This is a genomic window from Streptomyces smyrnaeus, assembly GCF_017676345.1.
In the GTDB taxonomy this organism is placed as follows: domain Bacteria; phylum Actinomycetota; class Actinomycetes; order Streptomycetales; family Streptomycetaceae; genus Streptomyces; species Streptomyces smyrnaeus.
This window is the reverse complement of record NZ_JAFFZM010000002.1, coordinates 415,378-431,031: the sequence shown is the minus strand read 5'-3', so window position 1 is coordinate 431,031 and position 15,654 is coordinate 415,378. Positions and strand designations below refer to the sequence as shown.

General features: G+C 67.2%; 12 protein-coding genes. 5 read left to right on the top strand and 7 right to left on the bottom strand.

Going from position 1 to position 15,654, the window contains the following annotated elements; all coding sequences use genetic code 11:
- The first annotated feature begins 193 nt into the window (after window positions 1–193).
- The 3 genes from JW613_RS05425 to JW613_RS05415 all read left to right on the top strand — a co-directional run bounded on the left by JW613_RS05425 (window position 194) and on the right by JW613_RS05415 (window position 3,417).
- The gene (locus tag JW613_RS05425) at window positions 194–1,510 is read left to right on the top strand and encodes an FUSC family protein (protein WP_307865794.1); all 1,317 of its coding nucleotides are present in this window, start codon (window positions 194–196) and stop codon (window positions 1,508–1,510) included.
- Between the two features lie 286 nt (window positions 1,511–1,796).
- The gene (locus JW613_RS05420) at window positions 1,797–2,444 is read left to right on the top strand and encodes a DUF4232 domain-containing protein (protein WP_209209525.1); all 648 of its coding nucleotides are present in this window, start codon (window positions 1,797–1,799) and stop codon (window positions 2,442–2,444) included.
- A gap of 148 nt (window positions 2,445–2,592) precedes the next feature.
- Window positions 2,593–3,417, top strand: coding sequence for a hypothetical protein (locus JW613_RS05415; RefSeq protein WP_245225028.1), 825 nt, complete (start codon window positions 2,593–2,595; stop codon window positions 3,415–3,417).
- 272 nt (window positions 3,418–3,689) lie between these two features.
- Here the strand turns inward: JW613_RS05415 and JW613_RS05410 are convergent, their stop codons facing one another.
- Genes JW613_RS05410 through JW613_RS05400 form a run of 3 tightly spaced genes read right to left on the bottom strand, consistent with a single transcriptional unit; the run spans window position 3,690 to window position 5,764 of the window.
- On the bottom strand, window positions 3,690–4,598 hold the full coding sequence (locus tag JW613_RS05410) for an alpha/beta hydrolase family protein (protein WP_209209524.1): 909 nt from the start codon (window positions 4,596–4,598) through the stop codon (window positions 3,690–3,692).
- 1 nt (window position 4,599) lies between these two features.
- Entirely contained in the window at window positions 4,600–5,331 is a 732-nt protein-coding gene (locus tag JW613_RS05405) for an SDR family NAD(P)-dependent oxidoreductase (RefSeq protein ID WP_209209523.1), read from the bottom strand.
- A gap of 16 nt (window positions 5,332–5,347) precedes the next feature.
- Window positions 5,348–5,764: an ester cyclase gene (locus JW613_RS05400; RefSeq protein ID WP_209209522.1), complete on the bottom strand. Its 417-nt coding sequence runs from the start codon at window positions 5,762–5,764 to the stop codon at window positions 5,348–5,350.
- A 71-nt stretch (window positions 5,765–5,835) separates the two neighbouring features.
- Between JW613_RS05400 and JW613_RS05395 the strand changes: the two genes are divergently transcribed.
- The gene (locus JW613_RS05395; protein WP_209209521.1) at window positions 5,836–6,705 is read left to right on the top strand and encodes a LysR family transcriptional regulator; all 870 of its coding nucleotides are present in this window, start codon (window positions 5,836–5,838) and stop codon (window positions 6,703–6,705) included.
- A 606-nt stretch (window positions 6,706–7,311) separates the two neighbouring features.
- On the opposite strand, the gene JW613_RS05390 is transcribed toward JW613_RS05395, so the two are convergent.
- Window positions 7,312–7,563: a hypothetical protein gene (locus JW613_RS05390; protein ID WP_209209520.1), complete on the bottom strand. Its 252-nt coding sequence runs from the start codon at window positions 7,561–7,563 to the stop codon at window positions 7,312–7,314.
- Between the two features lie 3 nt (window positions 7,564–7,566).
- Window positions 7,567–8,589, bottom strand: a complete 1,023-nt coding sequence (locus JW613_RS05385) for a hypothetical protein (RefSeq protein WP_209209519.1) — start codon at window positions 8,587–8,589, stop codon at window positions 7,567–7,569.
- A 602-nt stretch (window positions 8,590–9,191) separates the two neighbouring features.
- Between JW613_RS05385 and JW613_RS05380 the strand changes: the two genes are divergently transcribed.
- On the top strand, window positions 9,192–10,172 hold the full coding sequence (locus tag JW613_RS05380) for a hypothetical protein (RefSeq protein WP_209209518.1): 981 nt from the start codon (window positions 9,192–9,194) through the stop codon (window positions 10,170–10,172).
- Window positions 10,173–10,300: 128 nt separating this feature from the next.
- Here the strand turns inward: JW613_RS05380 and JW613_RS05375 are convergent, their stop codons facing one another.
- Both JW613_RS05375 and JW613_RS05370 read right to left on the bottom strand, forming a co-directional pair.
- A complete protein-coding gene (locus JW613_RS05375) occupies window positions 10,301–13,672 on the bottom strand; it encodes an NACHT domain-containing protein (RefSeq protein ID WP_209209517.1) in 3,372 nt (1,123 codons plus the stop codon).
- Between the two features lie 1,072 nt (window positions 13,673–14,744).
- A complete protein-coding gene (locus JW613_RS05370) occupies window positions 14,745–15,599 on the bottom strand; it encodes a hypothetical protein (protein ID WP_209209516.1) in 855 nt (284 codons plus the stop codon).
- Window positions 15,600–15,654: the final 55 nt, after the last annotated feature.

Here is a 15,654-nt window from a genome sequence, read left to right as displayed (position 1 = left end):
GGCGGGTTTCCCGCTCGCCCGGGGCTCAACCCGCACCGCCTGAAACGTCACCCTCGGCGTTCGTCCGAGGGCGGGGTGTCCGACCCCGGCTCCCCGCGCCGGGGCTCCTCGGGAGGGAATGAGCCGCTGTTTCGAGGGGTAACCGGCGCGCCGGGCCGAAGGAGGTCTCCGATGCCGAGCGGACAGTTGAGCGGTGGGAGGGCGAACGGTGCGGGTGGTGGGCGAGCGGGACACGGACGCTGCGCGGGGCGGACCGAAGGGACCGCAGGGCGACGGACCGAAGGGACCGCAGGGCGACGGACCGAAGGGACCACATGGCGGATGGGCGCGGTTGGCGCGGTGGGCGGCCCGCGCGAAGAGGCCGGGCGGGCCGGAGCGTCACGCGCTGGAACAGGTCGGCAAGGGCACGGTGGCGGCCACGGTCTCCTGGTGGATCGCCCACGACCTCGTCGGGGCCCAGACGCCGGCTTTCGCACCCTTCTCGGCCGTACTGATCCTTCAGCTGACGGTCTATCAGTCCCTGTGGCAGGCGCTGCGGTACATGGCCGCGGTCTGTGCGGGGGTGGCGGTGCAGTCGGCGCTGGGTTTCCTGGCCGGACCCGACCTGATGACCTTCCTCCTGGTCGCGCTGGTCTCCTTGGGCCTGTCCCGTTGGAACCGGCTCGGCTCGCAGGGCACCCAGGCGGCCACCGCGGCCTTCTTCGCCTTCTCCACCTACTCCGCCTCGACCAGTGACCCGCAACGGATCCAGCAGCTTTCCCTGATCATCGCGATGGTCGGCATCGGCTGCGGTGTGGGCCTCCTGGTCAACGTCCTCGTCTTCCCGCCGATACGTCGCCGCAGCGCCGAGGCGGGTATTCACCGCCTCGCCGCCTCGCTGTGCGATCTGCTGGCCGACATGCACCCGGCGCTGCGGAACGCGGAACTCGACGAACAGCGCACCAGCGGGTGGCGGCAGCGCGCCGCCGACCTGGGCGAGACCGCCGGCCGGAGTCAGGCCGCTTTGCGCACAGCGCAGGACAGCAGGCGCTACAACCCCCGCCTCCTGCTGTCCCGCCGCCTGCACCACCAGCACTTCATGGCCTACAGCGAGATCCTCAATGCCCTGGAGCGGGTGACCTACCAGGTCGCCTCGACCACCCGCAGTCTCCATCACTGGCCGGAGGACGAAGCAGGCGACGAATGCCGCGACTTCCTGAAGAACTTCGCCGAGCTGCTGGAAGCCCTCGCGGCGATCATCGACCACTTCGGCGGGATCGACGAGAAGCAGCTCCCGCACCAGGCCAGGGAGCTGTGTGAGGCCGCCGAAGCCGCCCAGCACAGGCGCGTTCAGCTGATCGAACGCACCCGGAACACGTCGCTTCCCCTGAGCGACCCCTCCCGGCCGTACGGGATCCTTCTGGCCGAGGCCACCCGGCTGATGGACGAAGCCCAGTACTCCTGCGACACCGTGCAGCACGCCGCGCAACAGAGCCAGACCCCCCACGCCTGCCCCGCGAGCTGTCCGTGACCTCCGCACCGTGCGGGACAGACGCCGCCGTGCGGACCTCCGGTTGAAGAGGGCACGCCACCCACTCCCGGGCCGAAGGCCTGGTACGGGGGGCGAGGCGCGCCGCCGGGCACGCGCGGCCGTACGCCCGACGGCGACGGCGACGACGCAGACGCCTCAGCCTCTTGTAACAGGGACGTAAGAGGGGCGGTCGGGCGTGAACATTTCCAGGTCCGGGTGGATCGAAGTGATCAGTAACGCCACTCGTGCCGAGCAGCACATGGCACCGACCGCGAAGGAAGAAACGATGCGCGCCCAGAAGCTCACCCTCGCCGCCCTGGCCCTCGCCGCGGGTCTCTCGCTCACCGCCTGCCAGGGGGGCGAGGACTCCGCCGCCAACGCGAACAACTCCGGCACCAGCTCCTCCTCCTCGTCCTCCTCCTCGTCCGGGACCTCCGGTGGCGGCAGCACCTCCGACAAGGACGCCGCCTCCGCCAATGACGACTCGAACGCCACGGAATCCGCCCCGGGCAGCGGCAACGGGCAGATCACCACCGGCCACTGCAAGACGGCGAACCTCGACTTCAGCTCCTCGCACGGTATGGGCGAGGGCGACCTCGTCGTCAGCCTCAAGAACACCGGCGGCGACGCCTGCACGCTCAAGGGCTTCCCCGGCGTCGACCTCCGCTCCCAGGACGCCGCCAAGCCCCTCAGCGCGAAGCGCAGCAACCTCGCCGCTCCGGCCGTCGCCCTCCAGTCCGGCGAGACGACCCGCTTCACGCTCCACTACCCGCCGAACAACACCGGCGGCACCGGGGCGTACGTCAGCAGCATGGTCGTCACCCCGCCCAACGAGACCCACTCCAAGAACCTGTCGGTCAGCATCAGCCTCCCGGTCCAGGTGGGTGCGGACCAGAAGGTCACGGTGGACCCCGTCGGCACCGGCAAGCAGTAGGAGCCGAGGCGGGAAGGCACGCCACGCCGTCCCCGTCGCGGCTGCGTGCTTGCCGGGACACGGCAACCGCTGTCCCGCCCAGGCTGCCGTCCGACCTCGTTGCGTGCCGGTTTCCGGCTGACGGAAGCTGAGGCGGAGGAGGCAGGCGATGACTACAGGGGTGGGGGCCACGATGCACAGCAAGGGCGAGCCGCCGAGCGAGGGCCGTACCGGTCGTCGCCGGTCGCCGGGCCGGTCCCGGTTCGCGGGCGTGCTGCTGATCCTGCTGTCCCTGGTATCGGCAGCGGGCTGCTACTTGGCGTTCAGCTGGTGGCTGCCCTCCGACAGCGAGCGCTACCAGGACTACCGCGCGGCCGAGTCGTGCTCCTCCCGGGCGATGCAGCGGGGGCAGACGGACTGTCTGAGCACCTGGCGCCTGACCGTGGAGAAGACGGTGAACAAGTCCGCCGGGCGAAGCTCCTCCTACGAAGCGACCCTCAAGGACCAGGACGGCTCCTGGCGGGGAACCGTCTCCTTCGGCGACCCCGGCCCGCTCCTGGCCCGGCTCGAACCCGGCGACCGGGTCGCGGCCACCGCCTGGCGCCGCGACATCGTGGCGCTCAGCAAGGACGGTGTACGGCAGAACACCTCGGAGGCGCCCCGTGACGAGCTCCAGATGAACGCCGCCGTCGGCGTGTTCGCCGGGCTCTTCGCGGCCCAGCTCTTCGCCTTCGGTACGGCGCGAGTGGTCAGGCCCGGTGCCCCTGAGCCCTTCACCTGGAGGCCGTACGGCACCTGGTTGCTCATCACCATCAGCGTGACCTGTTTCGGAGTCGGTCTGCCTGCGGTGTGGAGCGGCATCCCGTGGTGGACCGTGCCCGCCATCGCCGTACCCGTGGTGGTGTGCGCGGCAGGACTGTTGCTCCTCCCCCTGCGCCGCAGCGCCACCACTCGGCTCCGTACCCGCGAGGTTCCCCCGCAGCACGCCTACTGACGACGCGTCCGCGACGGGGCAGCGGCAACCCCGGCGTGACAACCGGGTTCCGGGCCCGGCCGTCCCTACCTCGTAAGGGGCTCCACCCCGAGGAGGGCTGCGGTTTTGCGTCGAACGGCACCGGCCCCACCGCACCCACGACGAGCAGAACGCCGCCATCGCCGCCTTCGTACGCTGCCGGAACGGCCGCGCCGAGCCGAAGGTCCGCTTCGCGCCCGGGTCACCGATCCGGCAGTGGACCGGATACCCGGCCGAGTCCGCATGACAAATCACTAGCCCATGTGGCCGGCAAGCCACTCCAGAATGCGGTCCGGGTCTTTCTGGAAGTGCAGGTATCCGTCCCAGCGGCGCGTGGTGCCGTGGATCCAGAACAGCTCCTTCGGCACGTCCGAGGGGATGGCGTCGAACATGGACTGGACATCGGCCGGCCGCGTCATGAGGTCGTCGTGGACCTGGTAGAGGAGCGTCGGCACCCGGACACTGCCGGCCGCGCCGGTCTCGACCGGGGACATCTCGTCGAGGCCGAAGCCGGTGCGGAGTCTGATCAGCCGGTCCAGCTCCTCCATCCGCTCGGCCGGGATGCGGCGCCGCTCGAGCGTTCGCTCCAGAACCGCGCGCGGCGACAGCGGCTGGCACGCGACCAGGCAGCAGACGTCCGTGAACTCCTGCGGGGCCCGCTGCATCGCGAACAGCGTGGCATCGGCGCCCAGGCAGCGGCTGAACAGCGCGATCCGCGACCCGCGCAGGTCAGGACGCGACCTCGCATACCGCAGGGACCCGACGACGTCGCGCGACTCGAATCTGCCGCTGGTGGTCACGCCACCGTTGGCGGCGCCGCTGAGGCCGAAGTTGCGCAGGTCGTAGGCGAGGACGTGGTAGCCGGCGGCGTGCAGGAGCGCGATGTCCGGTACCAGGTCGACCTCGATGTCGTTGCCGGTCTCGCCGTTGACCGACCGCCAGGGCTCCAGATGGGACGGCAGCCCCGAACGGCTGAAGAACCGTGGATGGTTGACGATCACGATCCGGTCGGAGCCGGGGGTCGGCACGAACCAGCCTTCAAGGGGGGTCCCGTCCTCGGAGGGGAACGTGACGTCCTCGCAGTCCAGCCCGTGCTCGGCGGGGGAGTGCAGCACGGGTGAGCGTGGCGAGGTGCTGAAACGGTCGGCGATGGCTTCGAGCACGTCAGGCTCCCGTACGTGTCATGCCGCCGTCGACGTGCAGGATCTGGCCGGTGATGAAGTCGGCGTCGTCGGAGACCAGGAAGCCCAGGGCGTTGCCGAGGTCCGCCGCGACCGACTGGCGCTTGAGGGTCTGCAGGGCCGTCACACGGGCGAACACCTCGTCGGTTGTCGGGCCGCCCGGCCGGGCCCGGCCCAGGAAGCCCTGGGTGGCCACCAGGCCGGGTGCTATCGCGTTGACCGTGATGCCGCTGCCGCCGAGTTCGTTGGCGAGCGCCCGGGTCAGCACGTGCACGGTGCCCTTGCTGGTCATGTACGCGAGGTCGCGGTTCTGGCTCAGGGTGATGCCCGAGCCGGTATTGACGATGCGCCCCCACCCCGCGGCCCGCATCCCCGGCGCGAACGCCCGGGCGAAGAGCAGGATCGACTCGACGTTGACCGCCTGCACCTTGCGCCACAGCTCGATCGACATGTGCTCAAGGTCGGTGAAGGGGAAGATGCCGGCGTTGTTGACGAGGATGTCGCAGCGCCCGTACCGGTCGAGGACCGTGCGGGTCACGGCGTCGACCTGCGACGGCTCACTGATATCGCACACCAGTCCCAGCTTGTCGCCACCGCCCGTCAGCTCGCTCACGGCGTCCACCGGGTCGTCGATGTCGACGGCGACCACGTGCGCGCCGTCCGCGGCGAGCCGCCGGCAGTATGCGTACCCGATGCCCCGGGCCGCCCCAGTCACCACCGCCGTCCTTCCGTCAAGCACCACGGGTGAACTCCAGCCCGATCTGGGTGGCGAGCGAGAAGTAGTCCTCCAGGTGCCAGGTCCGCACGATGCAGCCGTCGACCACCTGGTGGAAGTCGGCCGCCCGGAACTCGACCTCGCGGCCCGTGCCCTCGACGCCGAGCAGCTCACCGGTGTGCTTCCCCCGGCTGACCGCCCGCACCGCGACCATGTCCCGGTTCACGACGACGTGCTCGATCTCGACGGTCAGGTCACCGAACACACCACGAAGGTGCGCAATGCTCGCCTTCCATCCCTCAGGGCCGCCCCCGGTACGCAGGGGCGGGACGGCCTCCCAGCCGGGGGCGAGGGCCTCGTCGACCAGCGCGCTGTCACCGGTGGAGAGTGCCTCGTAGAAGCGCCGGACCGCGATTTCCTTGTCGTTTGCCATGGATCTCACGGTAGGGAGGCGGACTCTCGGCCATCAAAGACCTGTTTTGGAACACGTCATAGCATTCAGGCATGACGGATCTCGACCTTCGGCTGGTGCGCTACTTCACCACCGTCGCGTCGCATCTGCACTACGGCCGAGCCGCGGCCGAGTTGCACATCGCGCAGCCGTCGCTGAGCCGGCAGATCAGCCAGCTCGAGGCCCAGGTGGGGGCGCGGCTTTTCGACCGGACGCGACAAGGCACGCGGCTCACCGAAGCGGGAGAGGCATTCCTCCCCCACGCACGCGACTTGTTGCACTCGGCACAGCAGGCCACGGCCGCCGCCCGGGCCGTCGCGCGGCCTACCCGGATCACCGTCGGCTACACCGCGGGCCTGATCGTCACCCCGGTGGTGCGGAACCTGCGGCACGAACACCCCGACGCCGATGTACGCACGCTGCACCTGAAGTGGAACGAGCCGCGCCAGGCCCTGCTCGACCGGCGGGTCGACGCGGCGATCACCCGGCTGCCGCTGCAGACCGACGGCCTGGACGTGACGGTCCTCTACGACGAGCCGAAGTTGCTGCTCGTACCGGTGGGGCACCGGCTGGCGGGCAAGGAGTCGGTCACGCTCGACGACATCGAGGGCGAGCCGATCCCCCGCTTCCCGGATCCGGAATGGGACGCGTACTGGCGCATCGACCCGCGGCCGGGAGGCCGCCCCGCACCCGACGGACCCCCGGTCGAGACCATCGAGGACAAGCTCGAACACGTCGCCGCCGGGCAGGCCGTGGCCGTCATCCCGGCCGCCCTGCACACCGGCGGCACCCGACCCGATCTCACCACCATCCCGCTGCACGGCGTCGAACCGAGCCACATCGTCGTGGCAACCCGGGCCGCGGACAGCAGCCGACTGGTGGCCGCGTTCCGCATGTCGGCCGTGACCGCCTTGAGCGGTTGATCACCTCAGAGGCTTGTCGATCCGCTGCAGCTTGCGGCCTTCCTCCATACTCGCCGGCCGGACGAGCACACTCGCTCGACGTCCCTGCGTCCCCCGTCACCGGGAGCCAGGCAGCCGCGCTGCCCCAGCATAAAGAGAAACCCCAGGTCAGATGCTCTCTGACCTGGGGTCCAGCGGTAGGCCGTGTGGGACTCGAACCCACAACCAATGGATTAAAAGTCTCGGAAGGGTCGTACCAGGTGGTGCCAATCGGTGCTCGGCAATGCCATTTCCCCAGGTCAGCAAGGAGGCGCCAGTCCACACCGTCCATGCTGTGCCGGGCCATCCAGAACGGTCCGCTCACGCATCGCTCACGCATCTGAGCGCCCTGACCGGCGGGTCCGACGGCCAGCGCCGACACCCGGTCACGTAGCAATTGAACTCAGGACCTCTTCGTTCCGAACGAAGTTCGGTCACCGATCCCACCTGCCCGTATGCAGTTTCCCAGGTCAGGCCCTCGGCCTCGGTTGAGTTTACGTGGCCTCGCGGGGCCTCGGGGAGTGGATCGGCTCCCAGTTGGCTCCCAACCTGGTGCGACGAATGCGCTTTTCCTCCTGGACGTGAACCTCAGTCGACTGAGCGGCGACCGCTGCATTGTGCCTTGTCGGCAGGGCGAGTCGTTTCACGGTTCTTGTCGTGCTTCCCGCTCTTTCGGCGGCGCTCGTTCATCTGCCAGCGCTTACGTCGGTGTTCGAGGACGGACTTCCACAGTTCCAGACGATGGCGAGACTCCTTCGGGAACGTGAGGCGGAGAAGCCCCATGAGGATGGCCGCCGTCAGCAAGGGAGCAGGTAGCAGGTGGTCGGTAAGGAACCGCATGTATCAGCTCCTCCCCTCGCGCAGGACGAGCGAGGCGGTGCCCAGCGCCACCGTGTATGTGTCCCCGTGGCGGGTGAATCCGGCGCATTTCACCCCGGCCTCCCGGTGGGTCAGTGCAAGAGCAAGGTCGCGGGATTCGGGATAGCCGGTCCATTGGAATGTCCAGGAGTCCCCGGCGCCCCAGAGCCGATGTACGGCACCATGCCGTATCACCTCCGGTTCCATTTTGCGTTCGGTTTCGGGGCGCTCAAGGGGGTCCCAGGACAAGCTGGTCGCCCAGTGACCGCGTCGGTCCACCAGGTTGTAGCGGGCAACGAGGCCGGCCAACAGGGTGCTGGCGTCCGCCGAGATCGGTGGGATCTCGGCGAGGGCGCGGCGCTCTGGTCCGGTAAGGCTGTGATCTACCGTGAGGTACCGGCGCAAGGGCGTGTGGCTTCGCTTCTCGCCGAGCGGGCATCCGGCCGGGTCACCGGTGATCGTCAGCAGCGCATTGGTGGGGAGATGGCGCAGGCGGAGGGAGGTCCGCTCGTGGCAGGTATAACTGACCTCGTGCCGTAGTCCAGGAACCCCGCGTGAGCCAGCCTCATCTCCTTCAGTGTCCAGTAGCCGGGTAGCCACGTTCTCCGGGGCACGCACCGCCACCATCACTAAATGGTCCCGACGAGGAGACATCACAGGGTCGTACGAGGCGACCACCGAATAGTTCCACCGCGCCGTCGGCCCCGTGTGCACGTTGCCGTTGAACAGTGCGAGCGCGAGCAGGGCCCGGAAGGTGCGATGGTCGTCTGAACAGTCGTCCAGGCCCAGACCTTGGGTGTCGCCGCTGATCGCGGACCCGGCGGCGGTCTCGTTCTCTCCGGTGTATGCGACTCGGAGCGGCATCCGGTCCGCAGGTGCCATGGTGTGGACAGGAAGTGCGCCCAACTCGCGTGCGGCGCTCAATCGTGCCTGCCGAAACGGGGTGGCGCCCCCGGATTCTCGCTGGATGCGGCGAGCGAGGTTGACGATATCCCTGGCGAGGGTCATGTCCGGCTCCCAGTGGGCGCGCCTCAGTGCTCCCGCTCACTGCGCCCCATCAGGAGGAACGACAGCCGTAGATCACGCGCGCCCGACGGCACTTTGCGCCCTCAACCCTGGGCCATCGCGGGAGAAACCCAGGTCCGACGTAACGGCGAGCGTGTTCGCCTGGTCAGAAGCATAGCGTCTCGAGGACGTGGGCGACATCAGGCGCTGGACATCGACTGCTCTGTCGTCGGCGGCTGTCCGTGTGTGCACTCGCGCGCCGTCCATCGTCACGATAGACGCCTCGCACAACACTCCTGGCCGCAGGGGGAGTTCCAGCGATCCACTCGATTGAGTGAAGCCTTGCGGGTGGAGGCGGTGCGGCGGGCACAGCAGTTTCTGCTACTGCAGTTCCCGGCGCCGACGAAGCCGCCGCCCAGGTGGCCTGACCACTACACCGATGGTGTCCGCCGAAGCGGAAGAAGCTCAGGACATGCCCTTGCTCAGAATGGCCACTCCTGAATATCCCTGCGCCGACGGCCTGAGCTCACCGTCACCAAGATGCGAGCGCCCGCTAGCGTGACTGCTCACCGTCCCCAGCCCACCAGCCTGCCCGACTGGAAACCATGTCCGAACAAACCGCAACCGTGATAGCCGCAGGCATAACCGCCGTCACCACCCTCTTCGGCCTGCCCGCCGTCTTCATACAAGCCCGAGCCGCCAGCAAGGCCGCCCGGGTCGCACGCGAGGCCGCCCAGGCCACCCGCGAAGCAGGACGTGTCCAAGCGGAAGCCGTCTACAAGGCCGCCCTCGACGGCGCGCGCACAAACGCCCAGGGAACCGCCGAGCAGTGGCGCCGCGAACAGCGTCGTGACATCTGGACCGAGTTCCTGCACAACGCCGACCACGTGGAAGACATCTGCACGGGCCGAATACACACCAGCTCGTCGGCGAGCACCACGGAAAGCATGAGCGACGCATGGCGGGCTCTTCAACGCTCACTGGTGAAGCTTGAACTTGTAAGCCCCGGGCACATCGGCATCCTCGCCCAAGATGTGGTGAGGGCGCTCTCCGGTCTCGTAGATGACCATTACTTCACCACGGAGGTGGAGCCGGTATTCGAGCAGCTCAACGCCATGTGGGCAGAGGAGCACCCCCGCATCTACTTTGGCCCTGGAGAGGACTGGCCGACCTGCCCTCCGGATCACCGAGCCTGCGCAGTTCTCGCCGCGCTTAGGCACGTCCAGCGGATTGGCTCTACCGCCCGCGCTGCCGGGATAGCTCAGCCACTTATAGAAGCCGAGGAGGCGATTCAGTCTGGAGCGGTTTGCCCCTATCCTCCCGAGGAGGGTGAGTCGCTAGACGAGCGCTCAGCGCTGCTCCGCGAGCTCTACGGCGCTTACGGCGACCTGGGTTACGCGCTCGACGGCGTGCCCGGCCTGCCCGAACTGGACGATCGCCTCCTTATGACCCGTGTACACCTGTACCGGGGAGAGTTCCATCTTCAGCACGAGAGCCGGATCAACAGCTTTGGCGCGGCTCGCTCAGCGCTCCTGCTCGCAGCTCAGGAGGAGATCGTCGGCGCCGCGAACTGCCGCGGCACATAGCCCCCTGCTTGCTCAGCCTCGACCCCCGAGTTACCGGAAGGCTGTCCCTGGAAGCTCGGATGACCGCCAACTCACTCGAAGGTCCTGTTAGATCACAACAACCGCGTGAACCTCAGGGCAACCACTCCTCACGGCTGGTCAGGAAAGCGCGGTTTCGGTCGAGCATGTTTGCAACCGCAGGTTCTGGCGTCGGCGGAGACGGTAGTCCCGCAGCCCAGGCAGGTCCACTGCTGCGCTGCCGTTGCAAGGGCCTGCTCAAGTTGGGGCAGGTCGCGCGGTGCGATGTCGGATAGGCGGTGAGCCGCCTGTGCCCGGACGAGGAGGTCCGGGTCGGTGAGCAGGGGCAGTGCGTCGCGGTGGCGACCACCGTCAGCGTGGGCGGCTGCACGAGCGCTGGCTGCTCCGGCTCGGATGGCGCCGTCATCGCCGGGTAGGGCGACATCTGGCCAGTGATGGGTAAGAAATCTGGCTGCCTGCATACGGGTCCGCGCGTTGAGGGCGGGTAGTCGTGGTGTCAGGTGTTCGGCGAGGCGGCTGTCGGGGGATGGGGAGTCGCCTGCCAGAGCCAGCGTCAGCGTGACGAGCCAGGCATTGCCGTGCTGCAGGACGTCGAGGAGTAGATCGTCGTCGACCGTGACGCTGGCGGGCTGTCCCGCGAAGGTGCGGGTGCTGGGCAGGTAGAGCAGTCCCCAGTCAGCTCTACCTGGGTTCTCCTTTTTGAGACTGCGCAGTTGGGCGCTGATTAGGGCTCCGTTATAGCCGCAGGCTTTGAGGGCGATACGGAGGATGCTCCGGGTCAGGTCCGGCTGCTGGCGTGCCGCTGCTGGAGGAGTCATCGCGGCGAAGTCCCCGATGCCGAGGTCGTCGACGAAGGTCGCTGCCTCTTCCAGGTGCCATGCCTGCCCAGGAGTGAGCGCAACGGCCGAGTCGTCGAGTTCCGTCATTAGTTCGAAAAGCGCTGAGATGTCTTTGAAGGACCTCGCCAGCCGGGCCAGAACCTCTGATCCGCTGGACTCACGGATGCTCTTAAGGGTGGCGGCGTGGCCCAATCGTGGCAGCTCCGTCTCAAGCCACTCCAGAGTGTTCAGGGAAATGTGGGAGGTGACATTCGCCAGAGCGGAGGCCAGCTCCGGCTTTCGTGGCAGAAGGTGGATAACGGCGGCACGTACGAGAGCGTCACTACCATGGAAGTAGGCAGGGTCTTCTATTTCCTCAGTGCTGACGCTTACGAGCGCTTCGAGAGCGCCCTGAACCACGTCGAGTTCCCTGTCCGTCAGATCTCTGCCCCGTCGGAGGGCCTGCTGGTGCACGCGCAATGCGACCACGACAGCTTCCAGACGGTGACTCATTGCGGCTGCGGCGCGTATCAGCTGGTCCGCCTGTGCCATGTCGAGATTCTCGCTCGCGAGGAGGACGATGAGCTCGGCGCGGGGGGAGCGCTTCGCATCGAGGTCGATGACGTGGGGCGGGGCCGGCGGATAGCGGTCTGGGACGGTCGCCAGGCGATCCAGCTGGGCTTGACGGTAGGCATGCAGGAGCGCCTCATCGAAGCCGACCCCGTCCTGAACGGCGGCGTGGACCAGCTCCAGGAGTTGGCCGCCGGAGTCGATGGCACGGGCGATAAGGGCACCCGCGGCATCGGGCGAAAGGCTGGCAGCGAGCCGTGCGGACTCTGGACGTCGGGTGGCTGCTTCGTTCATCCACGCTGTGAGGGCAGACGGGTCCCTTATCGCCCAGCGGGCCTCGCCGATTTCAGCGAACAGGCGGGTACGGGCCGTGAGAGTGCCGTGAGGCGCATCGGAAATGAATACACCCGCAGTGGCGTCCCAGTACTCCAGGATGTGACGTGCGGCTGCGGCGGCCGTGCCAGCGGGCTTGCCCCAATGGTGCTGCAGACGGGTATTGACCGCGCTGTGTGCCTGATGCCATGAGGTACTGCCATGCACAGCCACCAAGCGGGCGATGTCGTCGAAGCAATCGACGAGGATGTCGGCCGTCAGTGCGGGGGCAGTGTCTGGTACGGCAGGCACGGCGCGACGCATCTCCCACAGACGAACGCTGCTGTCGATCACTTCTTCGAGGAGGGCAGCTCTTCCCGAGGGAGCTGAGTGCGCCGACCGCTGAGTGGTGAGCAGCACCATCAAGGTGGCTAGCAAAGGCACGCGCCACAGGTCGGGCTCGGCGGAACGGGAGTGCGCGATGCGCGCCCTGTGTTCTGCTTTCCACTCGTCCTTGTTTGCTTCACCCCCAAGCTGCTCGGCCACAGCCTCCAAGAGCTGGTCAAGGGTGTCAGACAGCTTCCAAGGAGTCTGCAACTCGTAGACTGGCAGATGCAGCAGGGCTGCTGACTTGATGCAGGAATGCCGGGAGGTGACCAACACGTCGATTTCCGCAGGCAACCGGCTGAGAAGGTCGGCCACCGCCTCGACTACTGCATCCCGGCGCTCAAGAGTCTCATCGAGCGCGTCGAGCACGAGTAGAGCATTGCCCCGCGCGATGTATGCCAGTAGCGCCTCGGTCAGCAGCGGCTGCGTATCCCCCACAGCAGCCCGGACGAGGTCGTCGGCTTCGATCCGGTAGGGGCCGACAGCTGACAGCCGGGGCATCAAGTCGCGTAGGCGCAGCCACACCGGGATCGGTGCACGGTCGTTTGCTGCCCAACGCGCAGCGATGGCTCGGGAGGCTATGGTCTTGCCTGTTCCAGGGCTGCCCACCACGAAGAGGCGTCCCTGGCGGCGAACTGCGTCGACCAATTGGTCGCGTCCGTGTTTCTGGCCCGGCGGGGACGCGTGCAGGTCCTTCGCCATGCCTGGCACCGTCATCGAGGTCAGGCCCAACCCGAGATCAGCGAGGGGAATTGTGTCCTGTTTGCGTGACCACTCCTCGCGGTAACGGCGGACGACCCTCTCGAGTGCCTCTAGCCGGGCCGCTGCGGTGCCTGAGACGTCGGCGATGAGGGGAAGATGCCCTCTGGTGAGCCAGCTGCGCCAGATGGCCAGGTCCGATGTAGTGCGCTGCTCGGCCTGCGTATGCGCGGCCTCGCGCAGAGCAATAAAGGCGGCCCGCCCATGTCCCGCCGCTACGACGGCCGCGTTCAGACATGCGCTCCCTAGCGCCTCGTCCGGGCCGTTGTCGCGGGCGTCCAAGGCACGGATCGCGGCCGCGTGCAGCAGCCGCTCCCTGGCCCGACCGTCCAGACCGTGGCCGACAGCCAGTTTGCATACCCGGTCGATGTGTTTGGTCGCCGAAGCAGTTAGGGAGGCGCCTCTGCGGCGGACTGCCAAGGCGTCAGCTAGGTCCAAAAAGACTTTGGTGGGCTGGGCGACGACGAAGAGCAGCTCGTCACCCGGTCGGCATTCGCCAGAGGTGACAGAACGGCACCACTGGTCAACGGTGTCCTCGAATGCCTTGTTGCGCGCTGTCAGTTTGGCTTGTATGAAGGCGCGAGTGCCGTCATAGAGATCTACGACGACGTCATCAACGTGCAAGTCAGCTTCCATGCGGAGTAAGGCTGGAGGCGCGTCTGAGTGCAACCAGGGCACTTGCTCCCCCAGCAACCCGTAGGTAGCGATCAATGCCGCTACGCCGGCGCGGTGGTTGGCTCCCGCCTCATTGCTCGCCCCGCCAACTGCGCCCTGTCTCGCTGTCTGCATCAGCCTCTTCCTTCACGGAACCGAACCCGTCCACGCGGAAGTATCGATAAGACATCGGACTGGTCCTCCAATGAGACTATGCCAGCGCAAGGTCGCTGGCTGGCAGAGGAGTGCCGGGCCATCGCCGCCTGCACACCACTTCCGCAAGCTGTCGTCCCTGTGGGCAGACGACGCCTACCCGGGCCACCTGGTCGATTGGGGGCCCGCCGAAAGCCCGATGGTTCAGTTTCTCTTTTGTGTCCACAAGAGCCCCTACTGCCTTGAACCTGTTCGACCGTTGATCAACTGCCACCGCAGCAACCCGCTCGCGGCTCTCCAGCACTGTCCGTATCGACGGCATCCGTCACCGTGGTGTCGTCCGCAGACGCGGAAGGATGCCCCTGCCTCGACAACGCCGACACCACACCTGACTGGGAACCCGTGCATCAGGTTCGGAAGGACACCTGCTTCTGAAGCTGAGGCGGCAACTGCAACTGCAAACACCAACTACGTAGGCTTCACCGCCTAAGCGATGGGGCCCACGTTCAGCCTGGTGAGAGCTGGGCGGAGGATACGAGATTCGAACTCGTGAGGGGCTGCCCTCGACATGCTTTCCAAATGTTCGTCTGGAGTCCGTCGATGGACGGAGGCGTCCTGGCCTGCGGTGCGGTGGCGGGAGTTTCGGGCGGCGCTGGATGGTAGTGAATGAGACTAAAACTGAGACCAAGGAGAGTGGGCTGCCCGTGATCAGCTATGGCGCGAGACGGTGTGAGGTCGGCTTCAACACTGCGCTTTCGAGCGGGGTCCAGCCAGAAGCATCCCAGGGACCGCCCCGTGCGATGGAGGTGGTCGCACGCACCGTTCGTGGCTGTCGTGACTTCAGTTGCTTGCCCCCGAACCTTGCGCGGGAGGGGCCCTCTGAACACCCCTAGCTCCCTGGCTACTGCCGACCCTTAATCGGATCCGGTCTCGTCGGCAGCTCTGTTTCGGGGGTCAGGTAGCCGATCCCGGCATCCACGATCCACTCGGCGGCCGTGGGGTCGAGTTTCCACGGGCCTTCCAGCAGGGTGGTATGCAGCATGTCGCGGTCCTGCACGGAGGGCGGCTCGGCTCCCAGTTTCTCCCTCCGCTCTCCGTTGGGCCCCCAATGCGGGTCGGTCGCATCGTCAAGGACGCGAATGAAGCGTTCGACGCGGTCGGGCCATGTGGGATGGGCCCACCACTGGGAGCAGGCGAGGGCACCGTGGCAGGCGGTGCGCAGCAGGCCAAACCTGACGCTGGTGGTGTCCATCTGTCCGGTAAAGCCGCTGAGGGCCCGACCCGCGTGGTCCTCGTACTCTTCGAAGGCTTCCTTGGAACGGGCCAATTCTCCGAGGCTCATTCCGGTGGGGAGCTTTCGCTCAGCATTCGTCAGCCAACGGAAGAGACGACCGGCCAGGACGTCGACGCTTTCCGCATGGGCACCCACCAGTGAGCCGCTGTCTGCCGAAGTGATCCCGCACTCGATGCACCAACCCATCAGCCGTCGACGTATGGCATCAGTTGTGTAGCTGTTGACACGCATCATGTCGCCGTCCGACAGTCGGCCTTCGGCGTGCCAGTCTTCAACGCAGCTGTTCCGCCAAGCACCGTTGGCGATGCCGATCGACACAAGGTCCAGCAACGTAGCAAGATCGCTGGGGTCCACGCCGGCCTTGCTGCGCAAGGTCTCCTCCATGACCTCGTCAGTCATCATGGCCTGCGCTTCTTGAAGCATGCGCTGCACTTCAGGGGACATACCGTCGTCGGTGGTCATGTCGGGCAGCCTCTCGCCAGTTATCGGATATGTGTAGTTGAGGGTAAGGGGGAGC

Bases quoted from the DNA above. Each gene is read 5' to 3' on its own strand.
- JW613_RS05420 (WP_209209525.1), top strand. From the start codon at position 1,797: ATGCGCGCCCAGAAGCTCACCCTCGCCGCCCTGGCCCTCGCCGCGGGT.
- JW613_RS05415 (WP_245225028.1), top strand. From the start codon at position 2,593: ATGACTACAGGGGTGGGGGCCACGATGCACAGCAAGGGCGAGCCGCCG.
- JW613_RS05400 (WP_209209522.1), bottom strand. From the start codon at position 5,764: ATGGCAAACGACAAGGAAATCGCGGTCCGGCGCTTCTACGAGGCACTC.
- JW613_RS05395 (WP_209209521.1), top strand. From the start codon at position 5,836: ATGACGGATCTCGACCTTCGGCTGGTGCGCTACTTCACCACCGTCGCG.
- JW613_RS05390 (WP_209209520.1), bottom strand. From the start codon at position 7,563: ATGCGGTTCCTTACCGACCACCTGCTACCTGCTCCCTTGCTGACGGCG.
- JW613_RS05385 (WP_209209519.1), bottom strand. From the start codon at position 8,589: ATGACCCTCGCCAGGGATATCGTCAACCTCGCTCGCCGCATCCAGCGA.
- JW613_RS05380 (WP_209209518.1), top strand. From the start codon at position 9,192: ATGTCCGAACAAACCGCAACCGTGATAGCCGCAGGCATAACCGCCGTC.
- JW613_RS05375 (WP_209209517.1), bottom strand. From the start codon at position 13,672: ATGGAAGCTGACTTGCACGTTGATGACGTCGTCGTAGATCTCTATGAC.
- JW613_RS05370 (WP_209209516.1), bottom strand. From the start codon at position 15,599: ATGACCACCGACGACGGTATGTCCCCTGAAGTGCAGCGCATGCTTCAA.